Raw genomic sequence first — 12,274 nt, 5'->3', positions numbered from 1 at the left:
CCAACCATGAGCGACGACAAGAAGACCACCGAGGCAGCGGCGCCGGCGACGGAGGCCACCGAGGTGACCACGCTCAACACCCACGCCACCAGCGAACCGCTCAAGAAGGGCGCGCTGAAGGCCGACGAGGGCACCGGCGGCGCCAGCACGGAGAACACGCACGCCACCGGCGAGCCGATCGACTGACACCTCTCTCCCCTCACGGGGATCGACCGCGGCGGCACGGAGGGGAGCCGCCGCGGTCGGGTGTGTCAGGCGGGAGCGGGGCCCCTGCCCCGCAGCTCGCCTTTCACCACCTTGCCGCTCGCGTTCCGTGGCAGCTCGGCCAGGAACTCCACCGAGCGCGGCACCTTGTAGTTGGCCATCTCGCGGCGGGACCAGGCCGTCAGGTCGTCGGCGGTGAGGGTCGCTCCGGGGCGGCGTACCACGTAGGCCTTGCCGACCTCGCCCAGGCGGGTGTCCGGGACGCCGATCACCGCGACGTCCGCCACATCGGGATGCAGGCCGAGGAGCTGTTCGATCTCCGCGGGGTAGGCGTTGAAGCCGCCGACGATGAACATGTCCTTGATGCGGTCGGTGATCCGCAGGTTGCCCGCCTCGTCCAGGACGCCCACGTCACCGGTGCGCAGCCAGCCGTCGGCCGTCAGCACCTCCGCCGTCGCCGCCGCGTCCTGCCAGTAACCCCGCATCACGTTGAAGCCCCGCACCAGGACCTCTCCGGGCTCGCCGGCCGGGGCCTCGACCCGGACCTCGGTGCCCGGTATCGCGCGGCCCGAGGTCGAGGCGATGACCGACGGGTCGTCTCCGCGGCGGCACATCGTCACGATGCCGCTGGCCTCCGACAGGCCGTACGCCGTCAGGACCGTCTCCACGCCCAGCTCCCCCCGCAGGCGTTCCACCAGCCGTAGCGGCACGACGGCCGCGCCGGTCACCACCAGCCGCAGCGCAGAGAGGTCATGGGCGTCACGCGCCGGATGGTCCAGCAGCGACTGGTGCAGGGTCGGCGGGCCCGGCAGCACCGACACCCGTTCCGCCGCGATGTTGGCGAGGGCGGTGTCGATGTTGAAGACCGGCTGGGGGATCATCGTCGCGCCCCGCATCAGACAGGCGATGACGCCGGCCTTGTAGCCGAAGGTGTGGAAGAAGGGGTTCACGATGAGGTAGCGGTCGCCGTGGCGCAGCCCGGCCAGGTCGCTCCACGCCTCGTACGCCCGCAGGGTCTGGGCGTGTGTGATCACCGCGCCCTTCGGGCGGCCCGTGGTGCCGGACGTGAAGACGATGTCCGAGGGGCAGTGGCCCACAACGGCCCGCGCGCGAGCCCGTACCGCCGCCTCCCCGACCCCGTCCCCGCCCGCCAGGAAGTCCTTCCAGGTACGGAAGTCCGCGGGCGCGTCGTCCGACAGCACCACCACCTGCCGCAGTTCCGGCAGGCCCGGCCCCTCCGCGACCGCCCTGCGCAGCGAGGCCACGTACGAGGTGCCGAGGAAGGTGCCGGTCACGAAGAGCAGCCGGGCACCGCTGCGGCGCAGCACGTCCGCGGCCTCCGTGCCCTTGAAGCGCGTGTTCACCGGCACCAGCACCGCGCCCGCCGACACCGCGCCGAGCGCCGCCACGATCCAGTCGAGGGTGTTCGGCGCCCAGATGGCGACCCGGTCGCCCGGCTCGATGCCCTCCGCGAGGCAGGCCGCCGCCGACCGTTCGACGCGGGCGCCGAGTTCACCGTACGAGATCCGGGTCCGGCCCTCGACGACCGCCTCGGTGTCCGCGTACCGCTCGGCCGCTTCGCGGACCAGCTCCGGGATGCTCTGCCACTGCACGATCGGCCTCCCCGAACTCCGTAGCTGACTGTCCGTCAGATTAGCGGTAACCTGACGCCCTGTCAGCAGCTCGTCCGCGGCGCGGAGGTGTGCACATGGCCGGACTCAAGGACGCGACCGCCATCGTCGGCATAGGTCAGACGCCGTTCGCCAGGCACCTCCCGGAGGACGAGAGGACCCTCGCCTGCCGGGCCGTCCTCGCCGCCCTCGACGACGCCGGGATCGCGCCCGGCGAGGTCGACGCGCTCGCCTCGTACACCATGGAGGAGACCGACGAGGTGGAGCTGGCGAAGGCCGTCGGGTTCGGGGACCTGACCTTCTTCAGCAAGGTCGGCTACGGCGGCGGCGGTTCGTGCGCCACCGTCGCGCATCTGGCCGCCGCCATCGCCACCGGGCAGGCGACCGTCGGGGTGGCGTGGCGGTCCCGGAAGCGGGGCAGCGGGCCCCGGCCCTGGCGCAACACCAGCGTCCAACTGCCCACCCCCGCCCAGTGGACCCGGCCCTACGGCCTGCTGCGCCCCGTCGACGAGATCGCGATGCTCGCCCGCCGCTATATGCACGAGTACGGGGCGAGTCGGGATCACCTCTTCAACGTCGCCCTCGCCTGCCGCAACCGGGCCAATCAGAACCCGGACGCGATCATGTACGAACGCCCCCTGACCCGCGAGATGTACATGACCTCCCGCTGGATCAGCGAGCCCCTGTGCCTCTTCGACAACTGCCTGGAGACCGACGGCGCGCTTGCCTGCGTGATCGTCAGCCGGGACCGCGCCCGCGACTGCCGGCACACCCCCGTCTACGTCCACTCCGCCGCCCAGGGCCTGCCCGCCCAGCACCACGGGATGGTCAACTACTGGAACGACGACCCGCTCACCGGCCCCGCCTGGACCGCCGCCCGGCATCTGTGGAAGCACGCCGACCTCACGCCCCAGGACGTGGACGTCGCCCAGATCTACGACGCGTTCACCGCGCTCATACCGCTGTCCCTGGAGGGCTACGGCTTCTGCGGGCGCGGGGAGGGTGGGGCGTTCACGGAAGGGGGCGCGCTGGAGATCGGCGGGCTGCTGCCGATCAACACCGCGGGCGGCGGACTGAGCGAGGCGTACGTCCACGGCTTCAACCTCATCAACGAGGGCGTCAAACAGCTGCGCGGCACCAGCACCGCACAGGTCCCCGGCGCCGTCTCCTGTCTCGTCACCGCCGGCGAAGGCGTCCCCACCTCCGCGCTGCTCCTGAGGAGTTGATCGAAGGATGCTCTCCCCCGTCACCGACCCCGACGGCGCCCCCTTCTGGCAGTACGCCGCCCAGGGCGAGCTGCGTGTCCAGACCTGCGCCGACTGCGCCGAACCCCGCTTCCCGCCCCGCCCGTGCTGCCCGCACTGCCAGTCCTTCGCGAGCGAATGGCGGCCGGTGTCGGGACAGGGCCGCATCTGGTCCTACGTCGTCCCGCACCCGCCCCTGCTGCCCGACTACGCCGAGCAGGCCCCGTACAACGTGATCGTGGTCGAGCTCACCGACGCGCCCCGGATCCGGCTGGTCGGCAACCTCGTCACCGGCCCGGACGCGCCGCTCGGCTCCTTCGCCCCGGAACAGGTCCGCATCGGCGCCCGGGTCCGGGCCGTCTTCGGCGACTGCGGGCTACCCCAGTGGGTCCTGGAGCGGTCGTGAGCGTCGATGTCACGACCGACGAGGACGCGGGCGTCGCCGTGGTCACGCTCGACCGGCCCGAGCGCCTCAACGCCATCGACCTGGCGATGCGCGACGAACTCGTGGCCGCCTGGCAGGCGTTGCGGTTCGACGACACCGTGCGGGCCGTCGTGCTCACCGGGGCCGGGGAGCGGGCGTTCTGCACCGGGCTGGACCGGGACGCCGTGGTGCCGCAGCCGAACTCGCCGTACATGATGGACGATCCGCTGCTGCGGGCCGGGCCCAAAGCCAACGACCTGTGGAAGCCGGTCGTCGCCGCCGTGCGGGGCATGGCCTGCGGCGGCGCCTTCTATCTGCTGGGCGAGGCGGACTTCCTCGTCGCGGACCCGAGCGCCGCCTTCTTCGACCCGCACACCACCTACGGCATGGTCAGCGCCTACGAGTCGATGCTCATGACGCTGCGCATGCCGTACGGGGAGGCCGCACGCATGGCGCTGATGGGGAGCGCGGAACGGCTCTCGGCGCGGCGGGCCCATGAGATCGGGCTGGTGTCCGAACTCACGGAAGCGGGCCGGGCCCTGGCTGCCGCGGTCGATTGCGCGACCGTCATCGCCGGGTATCCGGCAGCGGCGGTCCAGGGCACCGTACGGGCGCTGTGGGCGGCCAAGGAGGCCGCCCTGGCCCAGGCGTTCGCGCAGGCGCCGCACCTGATCTCGCTGGGAAGTCTGCCGGCCGAGCGGCAGGCCGAGCTGTTCCGGGCGCGGCGCCCCGGCCACCGGCTGCGGTGAGCCAGGGCCAGGGCCTGTCGCTTGGATCATGCCGGCGTCGCGGGGCTCCAGTCGGCTGGAAGGCGCAGTACCTCCCAGCCGACCTGATCCGAACGACAGGCCCTACTGCGCCGTCCGCGTCACGTCGTCCAGCACGCAGGTGACGGTTCCGCCGCTCGCGCCGGGCTGCGGGACGTAGACGGCGGTCACGTCGAGGGTGTCGGTGGAGCTCGGCGACACATACGGGATGGTGGAGTCGCTGGTGCGCACGGGCGTGCCGGCGGGGTCCTTGAAGGTCACGCCGAACTCGTAGGTGTAGGTGGTGCTCACGCTGCTGTTGGTGGCCTTCACCCGGGCGACGATGCCGCGGCTCTCGTCGTAGGTGCAGCTCTCCAGCGTGACGTCGGCCGTGGGCTGGGCGGACTCGGTCGGGCCGCTGCCGCCCGTGCCGCCCGAGGTGCCGTAGTCGTCATCGTCGTCGTCGTAGTGGGTGCTGCCGCCACCCGAGTAGCCACCCGAACTGCTCGACGAGCTGCTGGAGTTCGAGTTGCTGTCGCAGCCTCCGCCGCCGGAGTGCCGGGCACCGGTCAGGGCGACCACCACACCGACGGCGACGGCCACAGCGCGGACATGGCGAAGCTTCATCTGGTTCAACCCCCGAATTTGTGGTGCAGACCCCGTTGTACTGATCGTGAGCACGTCACGCTAGCAGTGCTCGCACGGCAGGGAGCGCTTACTGGGCGTAACGTCTCGTGCAGGAGCGGTGAAGATGACGCTCCTTGCGGGACGCCGCCGTCCGGATCCCTTCCGTGCGCCGGTACGACGGCGTCACGGGCGCCCGGCCGAACCCTTCGGGCACCCCCTCAGGCGCTTCGGGCCGTGCCGGTGCCCTTCTCCGCGTCCAGCGCGTACACACAGCGGTCCTTGCTGCACGCGTACACGACCCCGTCCTGCACCACCGGGGAGCCGGTGATCTCGCCGCCGGTCGCCAGCTTCCAGCGCAGCCGGCCGTCGTCGGCCTTCAGGGTGTAGAGCAGATGGTCGCTGGAGCCGAAGTGGATCCGGCCCTCCGCGACCGCCGGGGCGCCCACGATGTCGCCGCCCGCCTGGAACCGCCACTTCGGCGTCCCGGTGACCGCGTCCAGCGTGTACAGGCCCTTGCCGCTGCCGACGTGCACATGGCCCGCGGCCACCAGCACCGGGTCGGTCGAGGAACGGGACTCGGTCGCGATCCGCCAGCGGTCGCGGCCGTCGGTGGCGTCCAGGGCGTAGACGGTGCCGAGGTAGTCGGCGAGGTACACGCCGCCGCCGGTCACCGCGGGGCCGGGCACGAAGGCGGGCGGGCTCAGGAAGACCGCCGGGGCCTCGAAGTGCCAGCGGACATGGCCGCTCGCCACGTCCAGCGCGAGCACCCGCGTCCCGGCGGAGACGTACACGAACCCGTCCGGCGCCTGCGCCACCCGCACCGGGACCCCGCCGCAGGAGGCGGCGTCGCCGATCGGGTACGACCAGCGCTCGTCGCCGGTGCGGGCGTCCAGGGCGCGCAGCCGGGCGTCCTGCCAGACGTAGACCGTGCCGTCGTGCAGCGCCGGCCCGGCCTCGGGCGACTCGAAGTCGGTCTGCGCTCCGGTGATCTCCCAGAGTTTCTGCCCGCTGGAGGCCTCCCACGCCTGGACGCCGCCGCCGCGGGTGCCGGTGACGACCGTGCCCCGCTCGGCCTTGAGGGTGTACACCCAGGCGTCCGTCTGGAGCCGCCACAGGTCGGCGCCCTCGCGGCAGTCCAGGGCGAACAGGGTCGGGCCGTCGGAGGCGTGGATACGGCCGTCCGCGACCGCCATGGACCAGGCCACGTCCCGTGTCTTGAAGCGGCGCCGGCCGGTGGCCACGTCCAGGGCGTGCACCTCGAAGGAGGTGACGTAGACCAGGTCGTCGGCGACGGAGGGGGTGCCCCACACATCGTTCGACATGCGGAATCGCCAGGGGCGCCAGCCGGCCGCCGCCTCCGGGGGCGGGGGCGGCGGGGCGGGCACGGCGGGGTCGGCGCCGTTGACGCCGGGGCGGGGCTTGGACCAGGAGGCGACCAGGCCGGCCTCCGGCGGGGGCGCCTGCATGGCTGCGGCGCGCACATCGGCGACGCGGGGGCCGGGACCGATCGGCACGGCGGCGCCGGCCAGCCGTACGGGGCCGGTGTCGGGGGCGCCGACCGGGACGGGGGCGGGCTGCGGGCCGGGGACCACCGGGTCGTGCGGGGGCGGGGGCGGCACCGGGGCGGGAATCCTGCCGCCGCTGCGCCCGCCGGCCGGGGGCTTCACCGCCGGGCGCCCGCCTCTGCGGGCCTCGATCAGGCTCGTCGCCCGCTCGGGCAGCCAGGCCGAGGCGGTGCCGCTGTCGTCGGAGCCGGAGCCGAAGAGGTGCGGTGCCAGCTGGGACTGGAGGTCGGCCGGGTTGGGGCGGGCGGTCGGGTCCATCTGCATACAGGACTCGATCAGCGGGCGCAGCTCGTCCGGGAGGCCCTCGAGGTCGGGGCCCTCGCGCAGCAGCATGAAGACCGTCTCGACCGGGTTGGCGCCATGGAAGGGCGGGTGCCCGGTGGCGGCGAAGACCAGCATCGAGCCGAGCGAGAACACATCGCTCGCGCCGGTCACGCTCCGCGAGTCCTTCGCCTGCTCCGGCGACATGTAGGCGGGCGTGCCGACGGCGACATTCGTCATCGTCAAACGCGTGTTCGATACGCCGGACGCGATACCGAAGTCGATGACGCGGGGCCCGTCCTCGACGACGAGCACGTTGGACGGCTTGAGATCGCGGTGGACGAGTCCGGCGCCGTGGATGGACTGCAACGCCTCGGCCACACCCGCCGCCAGCCAGCGCACCGCCTGGGCCGGGAGCGGCCCGCACTCGTTCACTATCTCTTCGAGGGAGGGCGCGGGGACGTAGGCGGTGGCCAGCCACGGCACGGCGGCGCGCGGGTCGGCGTCGACGACGGCCGCCGTGTAGAAGCCGGAGACCGCGCGGGCCGCCTCCACCTCGCGCGTGAAGCGGACCCGGAACAGCTGGTCCTCGGCGAGTTCCGTACGGACCGTCTTGATCGCCACCCGCCGGCCCGAAGCCGAGCGCGCGAGATAGACCAGCCCCATGCCGCCGGCACCCAGCCGCCCGAGCACCTCGAACGGCCCGATCCTGCGCGGATCGTGCTGCGTCAGCTGATCCACCACTCTGCCTGCCACCTCCCCGTACAAGCCGCGTCACCCACATATGTACGCGACCCCGTGCAGCGTCTCACCACCGCACCGCCTTGGCGGCACGCACCCCGATTCTTCCTGTCCGAGGGCGTGGTTGCGAACCCAAGGGCGGAACGGGGTGTCTTGGGACAAAACCACACCCGACCCCGGACGGAAAGCACCGGTTCGCATGCTGGGACGCCCCCAGGGGTGTCCGACACGCCCTGGACGGGAGTGCGGTCAGGCTTCGGGCGCCGTCGCGCGCTCCAGAAGCGCGAAGGACGCGCCCTGGTCGTCGGTGACCACGGCGACCGTCCCGTACGACGTTTCGAAGGGCGCAACCTGGACCCGCCCGCCGAGCCGGTTCACCGTCTCGAGGACCTCCCGGCAGTCCGCCACCTGGAAGTGGACGACGAAATGCGGCGGCATCATCGCGGAGAAGACGTCCCCGACGGCCGCGCGCCCGAAGTCCGGCTCGGCGTCCGGTCCGAACAGGGCGTCGTGGAAGAGTTCGCCGTAGAAACCGTTGGCCACCTCGACGTCACGGGCGTACAGCTCGGCCCAGCCGAAGGTGCCGGTCTCGTGTCTGCGGCCGAAGCCCGGGTGCTCACCCGCCTGCCAGAGCCCGAAAACGGCCCCCTCCGGGTCGGTGACCAGCGCTGCCGTCCCGAGGTCCGGCCCGATCTCCACGGGCGCGGTCACCACCTGCCCCCCGGCCTCCCGGATCCGCCGGCCCAGCGCGGCCACGTCCGGGGTGGCGAAGAACACGGTCCACACCGTGGGCATCCGCCCGTCCGTCTTGCGGGAGAGGGTGGCGACCCGGTCACCGTCGAGCAGCGCCCATACGGTGGAGCCGTACGCCTCCTCGAAGGTCCACCCGAAGAGCTCACCGTAGAACCGCTTGCCCGCCTCCACGTCGGCGAGCTGCGCGTCCACCCAGCACGGGACGCCCTGCGCGTATCCCGTTCCGTTCACGGATGTGCTGTTTTCGGCCATGCGGCCAAAGTAACGGCCACCCGCGCAACCCGCAGACCAGGCACACCAGCCTCCAGGTCCCCGTGCACCCCATTTGCAGTCGGCCGAATCGCGCCCCGATCACGCCTCGGTAAGCTGACGGCATGACAGGACAAGTGCGTACCGTCGACGGCCGCGTGGCCGGCCGACGTGGGCAGGCGACCCGGCAGAAGCTGCTCGACTGCCTCAGCGAGATGCTCAGCTCCTCCCCCTACCGGGACGTCAAAGTCATCGATGTCGCCCGGAAGGCGGGCACTTCGCCCGCGACCTTCTACCAGTACTTCCCGGACGTCGAGGGCGCCGTCCTGGAGATCGCCGAGCAAATGGCCGCCGAGGGAGCCGGGTTGACCGAGCTCGTCGAGGGCCGTAGCTGGGTCGGCAAGGCGGGCTGGCAGACGGCGCAGGAACTCGTGGACGGCTTCCTGGAGTTCTGGCGCAAGAACGACGCGATCCTCAGGGTCGTCGATCTCGGCGCGTCCGAGGGCGACAAGCGGTTCTACAAGATCCGCATGAAGATCCTGAACTCCGTCAACAACTCCCTGGCGGACGCCGTCGCGCAGTTGCAGTCCAAGGGCAGGGTCGACAAGGACGTCAACCCGGCCGCGGTCGCGGGGTCGATCGTCGCGATGCTCGCGGCGGTGGCCTCGCACCAGAAGGGCTTCCAGACGTGGGGCGTCAAGCAGGCCGAACTCAAGCCCAATCTGGCGCTGTTGGTGCATCTGGGAGTGACCGGCAAGAAGCCGACCAAGTAGCGCCCGGGAGGCCGGCAGACGACCCTCAAGACTCAGAAGTCCTGTCTCGCGGGCGGTGGTTCCCCCATGGGGGCCACCGCCCGCCACGCGTTCCGGCTCCGTCGGTTCAGCCGGGCAGCGGCCGGTCCTTGACCACGTGCTTCATCACCAGCGTCGACGTCAGCCGCTGCACCCCCGGCAGCGTCGCCAGCCGCTCGTCGTACAGCCGTTGATAGGCGGCGAGGTCGGCGGCGACCACCCGCAGCAGGTAGTCCGGCTCGCCGAACAGCCGCTGCGCCTCCAGCACCTCCACCACATCGCCGAGCGCCCGCTCGAACTCGGCGACCGTGTCCCGGTCCTCCTGCCGCATGGAGACGAAGACCAGCGCCTCGAAGTTCAGGCCGACGGCGGCCGGGTCCACCATCGCCCGGTATCCGCTGATGGCGCCGGCCCGCTCCAGCTCCCGCAGCCGCCGATGGCAGGGCGAGACGCTGAGCCGTACCCGCGCGGCCAGCTCGGTCACGGTCAGCCGCCCGTCCTGCTGGAGCTCGGCAAGAATCTTTCGGTCCACGTCATCCATGTGGAAGATCTTCCCTCATCAGACCCCTGACTCGGCAAACTTCGACAACACTTTCGGGCCATTCCCGCCTAATGTCCCTAGCATGGACTCCGGACTGCTCATTTCCTTTCTCGCCATCGACCTGCTGCTCATCTGCGTGCCGGGCGCCGACTGGGCCTATGCGATCTCCGCCGGGCTGCGCGACCGCTCGCCGGTGACGGCGGTGGCGGGGCTGGTCACCGGGTACGCGCTGCACACGGTCCTCGCGGTGGCCGGTCTGGCGGTGCTGGTGGCGAGCGAGCCGGGGCTGCTTACCGCGCTGACGGTGGCCGGGGCGGGCTACCTGGTGTGGCTGGGCTGGAGTGTGCTGCGCCGGCCCGGCACGCCGGGCGCGACCGAGGAGACGGTCGCCGCGAGCCCGGCCCGTGCCTTTCTGCGGGGTGCCACGATCAGCGGCCTCAACCCCAAGGGGCTGCTGCTCTACCTGTCGGTGCTGCCGCAGTTCCTGGTGACGAAGGGCGCCCACCTGCCGGTCCCCGCCCAGACGGCCGCACTCGGCCTGCTCCACATGGCGTGCTGCGCCGCCGTCTACCTGGCCGTGGGCCTCGCGGCCCGCGCGGTCCTCGGCGCCCGCCCGGCCGCGGCACGGGCGGTCACCCGCACCTCGGGGGCGGCCATGCTGGGAATCGGCGCGTTCCTGCTCATCCAGCGCCTGGCGACACTGTGACCCGCTGAACGGGCAACCCGCGCCCCACCACCCCGGCGAATCACCACCCCGGCGACCCGGTCACCCGCTGTCACCGCGGCCTGCGGACGATCCTGAAGAGGCGTATCTCCCGCTCCACCCGCGCCTGATAGGAGGCGTACGGCGGCCAGAACCGCAGCACCGCCTGCCACGCCGCCGCCCGCTCCTCCCCCGCCAGCAGCCGGGCCGTGACCGGGATGTCCCGGCCCTTCCAGCTGACCTCGGCGTCGGGGTGGGCGAGGAGGTTGTGGGTCCAGGCGGGGTGGCCGGTGCGGCCGAAGTTGGAGCCGACGAGGATCCAGGTGCGGCCCTCGTCCTCGGGCATGCAGGCGAGCGGCGTCCGCCGGGGCAGTCCGCTGCGGGCGCCGGTCGAGGTCAGGATCACCCCGGGCAGCATCTGGGCGCTGAGCAGTACCTTTCCCCGGGTGAGCCGGTGCACGGCACGGTCGAGCGCGGGGATGACGTACGGGGCGACCTTGGCGAAGCCCCGTGTGGAGGACACCTTCTGCACCACGCGCACGCCGATCACACCGCCACCTCCCGCGCGCCGACGCCGCCCTCGGCCGCCGTGAAGAGCCGGGCCGCGTCGGCGGCGTGCGCCCGCAGCCGGTGCACCGGGCCGAAGAGCAGCTCGTCCCCGGCGGCCCGCTTGAAGTACAGGTGCGCCTCGTGCTCCCAGGTGAAACCGATGCCGCCGTGCAGCTGGATGCCCTCCGCGGACGCGATCCGCAGCGCCTCCAGGGCCTGCGCGAGGGCGAGCCCGCCGACCCGCTCCCCGTGGGCCGTCGCCCATGCCCCGTAGTAGGCGGCCGAGCGCGCCGCCTGCACCGCCACATACACATCCGCCAGCCGGTGCTTCACCGCCTGGAAGGAGCCGATCGCCCGCCCGAACTGCTCCCGCTGTCCGACGTACTCCACGGTCCGCTCCAGGGCCCGGTCCGCGGCTCCCACGGCCTCGCAGGCGAGGACGGCGGCGACCCGGTCCCCGGCATCGGCGAGGGCGCTCAGCGCGTCCGCGCTCTCCTCCCCCAGCAACTCGGCTGTCACATCCCGCAGTTGCAGCCTCCCTCGCGGCCGGGTGGCGTCCAGCGCGGTCTGCCGGGTCCGTACGACCCCCGCCGCGTCCCCCGGCACCAGGAACAGCCGTGTCCGCGAGCGGGCGAAGCCCCCGGTGTGGGCGGCGACCAGCAGCAGCCCCGCGCTGTGTCCGTCCAGCACCTGGTCCACCTGCCCGTACAGCCGCCAGCCGCCGTCCGCCCGCCGCGCCTGCACGCCCCCGGCGCGTCCGCCACCGGCCCACTCCCCGCCGCTCGTGCCGGTGAGGGCGAGGGCGGTGGCGAGCGCGGTGCCGGGGACGGCGAGGGCGGCGGTGAGGGTGCCGTCGGCGAGCCGGGGCAGCAGGTCGGCCCGCTGGGCCTCGGTGCCCAGGGTGGTGATCAGCGGGGCGGCCAGTACGGCGGTGGCCAGCAGCGGGGAGGGGAGGAGCACCCGTCCGGTCTCCTCGCAGGCGAGGGCGAGTTCGGTGGCCGAGCAGCCGACACCGCCGTACGCCTCGGGAAGGGCGAGCCCGGGCAGACCGAGCCGGCCGGCGAGGGCCCGCCACAGGGTGGGGTCGTGTCCGGCGGGGGTGTCGAGGGCCGCGCGCAGCTCACGGGGGCCGCAGCGGCTGTCGAGCAGCTCGCGGAGGGTGCGGCGGATCTCGTCCTGTTCGGGGGTGAAGCGGGCGTCCATGGCTCTTCCCTCCGTATCTGACGGCCCGTCATATTAGGAGGG

The 12,274-nt window shown here is 72.6% G+C and carries 13 protein-coding genes; 6 read left to right on the top strand and 7 right to left on the bottom strand.

The window, feature by feature from the left end; translation table 11 throughout:
* Positions 1–6 precede the first annotated feature (6 nt).
* Positions 7–186, top strand: coding sequence for a hypothetical protein (locus ACHBTE_RS27580; RefSeq protein ID WP_394726856.1), 180 nt, complete (start codon positions 7–9; stop codon positions 184–186).
* Positions 187–251: 65 nt separating this feature from the next.
* Here ACHBTE_RS27580 and ACHBTE_RS27575 read toward each other — a convergent pair whose 3' ends face one another.
* Positions 252–1,817, bottom strand: a complete 1,566-nt coding sequence (locus tag ACHBTE_RS27575) for a FadD3 family acyl-CoA ligase (RefSeq protein ID WP_394726854.1) — start codon at positions 1,815–1,817, stop codon at positions 252–254.
* A 95-nt stretch (positions 1,818–1,912) separates the two neighbouring features.
* On the opposite strand from ACHBTE_RS27575, the gene ACHBTE_RS27570 reads away from it, so the two are divergent.
* The 3 genes from ACHBTE_RS27570 to ACHBTE_RS27560 are packed head-to-tail and all read left to right on the top strand — an operon-like array spanning position 1,913 to position 4,252.
* Positions 1,913–3,061: a lipid-transfer protein gene (locus ACHBTE_RS27570; protein WP_394726852.1), complete on the top strand. Its 1,149-nt coding sequence runs from the start codon at positions 1,913–1,915 to the stop codon at positions 3,059–3,061.
* Positions 3,062–3,068: 7 nt separating this feature from the next.
* Complete coding sequence (locus ACHBTE_RS27565) at positions 3,069–3,485, top strand: Zn-ribbon domain-containing OB-fold protein (RefSeq protein ID WP_394726850.1); 417 nt, start codon at positions 3,069–3,071, stop codon at positions 3,483–3,485.
* The gene (locus tag ACHBTE_RS27560) at positions 3,482–4,252 is read left to right on the top strand and encodes an enoyl-CoA hydratase/isomerase family protein (RefSeq protein ID WP_394726848.1); all 771 of its coding nucleotides are present in this window, start codon (positions 3,482–3,484) and stop codon (positions 4,250–4,252) included. Before ACHBTE_RS27565 ends, ACHBTE_RS27560 begins: the two co-directional genes overlap by 4 nt.
* Before the next feature lie 102 nt (positions 4,253–4,354).
* On the opposite strand, the gene ACHBTE_RS27555 is transcribed toward ACHBTE_RS27560, so the two are convergent.
* The 3 genes from ACHBTE_RS27555 to ACHBTE_RS27545 form a co-directional block, all read right to left on the bottom strand.
* On the bottom strand, positions 4,355–4,876 hold the full coding sequence (locus ACHBTE_RS27555) for a hypothetical protein (protein WP_394726846.1): 522 nt from the start codon (positions 4,874–4,876) through the stop codon (positions 4,355–4,357).
* Positions 4,877–5,094: 218 nt separating this feature from the next.
* Positions 5,095–7,446 carry a PQQ-binding-like beta-propeller repeat protein gene (locus tag ACHBTE_RS27550; RefSeq protein ID WP_394726844.1) on the bottom strand — a complete coding sequence of 784 codons (2,352 nt, stop codon included), beginning with the start codon at positions 7,444–7,446 and terminating at the stop codon, positions 5,095–5,097.
* A 246-nt stretch (positions 7,447–7,692) separates the two neighbouring features.
* Positions 7,693–8,448 (bottom strand): VOC family protein, encoded by a 756-nt coding sequence (locus tag ACHBTE_RS27545; protein WP_394726842.1) that lies wholly within the window; start codon positions 8,446–8,448, stop codon positions 7,693–7,695.
* 134 nt (positions 8,449–8,582) lie between these two features.
* On the opposite strand from ACHBTE_RS27545, the gene ACHBTE_RS27540 reads away from it, so the two are divergent.
* Positions 8,583–9,218 (top strand): TetR family transcriptional regulator, encoded by a 636-nt coding sequence (locus tag ACHBTE_RS27540; protein WP_394726956.1) that lies wholly within the window; start codon positions 8,583–8,585, stop codon positions 9,216–9,218.
* 106 nt (positions 9,219–9,324) lie between these two features.
* On the opposite strand, the gene ACHBTE_RS27535 is transcribed toward ACHBTE_RS27540, so the two are convergent.
* A complete protein-coding gene (locus tag ACHBTE_RS27535) occupies positions 9,325–9,777 on the bottom strand; it encodes an Lrp/AsnC family transcriptional regulator (RefSeq protein ID WP_394726840.1) in 453 nt (150 codons plus the stop codon).
* Positions 9,778–9,859: 82 nt separating this feature from the next.
* On the opposite strand from ACHBTE_RS27535, the gene ACHBTE_RS27530 reads away from it, so the two are divergent.
* A complete protein-coding gene (locus ACHBTE_RS27530; protein ID WP_394726838.1) occupies positions 9,860–10,483 on the top strand; it encodes a LysE family translocator in 624 nt (207 codons plus the stop codon).
* 70 nt (positions 10,484–10,553) lie between these two features.
* On the opposite strand, the gene ACHBTE_RS27525 is transcribed toward ACHBTE_RS27530, so the two are convergent.
* Positions 10,554–11,030 (bottom strand): nitroreductase family deazaflavin-dependent oxidoreductase, encoded by a 477-nt coding sequence (locus ACHBTE_RS27525; RefSeq protein ID WP_394726835.1) that lies wholly within the window; start codon positions 11,028–11,030, stop codon positions 10,554–10,556.
* Entirely contained in the window at positions 11,027–12,232 is a 1,206-nt protein-coding gene (locus ACHBTE_RS27520; protein WP_394726833.1) for an acyl-CoA dehydrogenase family protein, read from the bottom strand. Before ACHBTE_RS27520 ends, ACHBTE_RS27525 begins: the two co-directional genes overlap by 4 nt.
* Between the last annotated feature and the right edge of the window lie 42 nt (positions 12,233–12,274).

This window comes from Streptomyces sp. M41 (assembly GCF_043673425.1).
In the GTDB taxonomy this organism is placed as follows: Bacteria; Actinomycetota; Actinomycetes; order Streptomycetales; family Streptomycetaceae; genus Streptomyces.
This window is presented reverse-complemented; position numbering and strand designations above follow the sequence as displayed.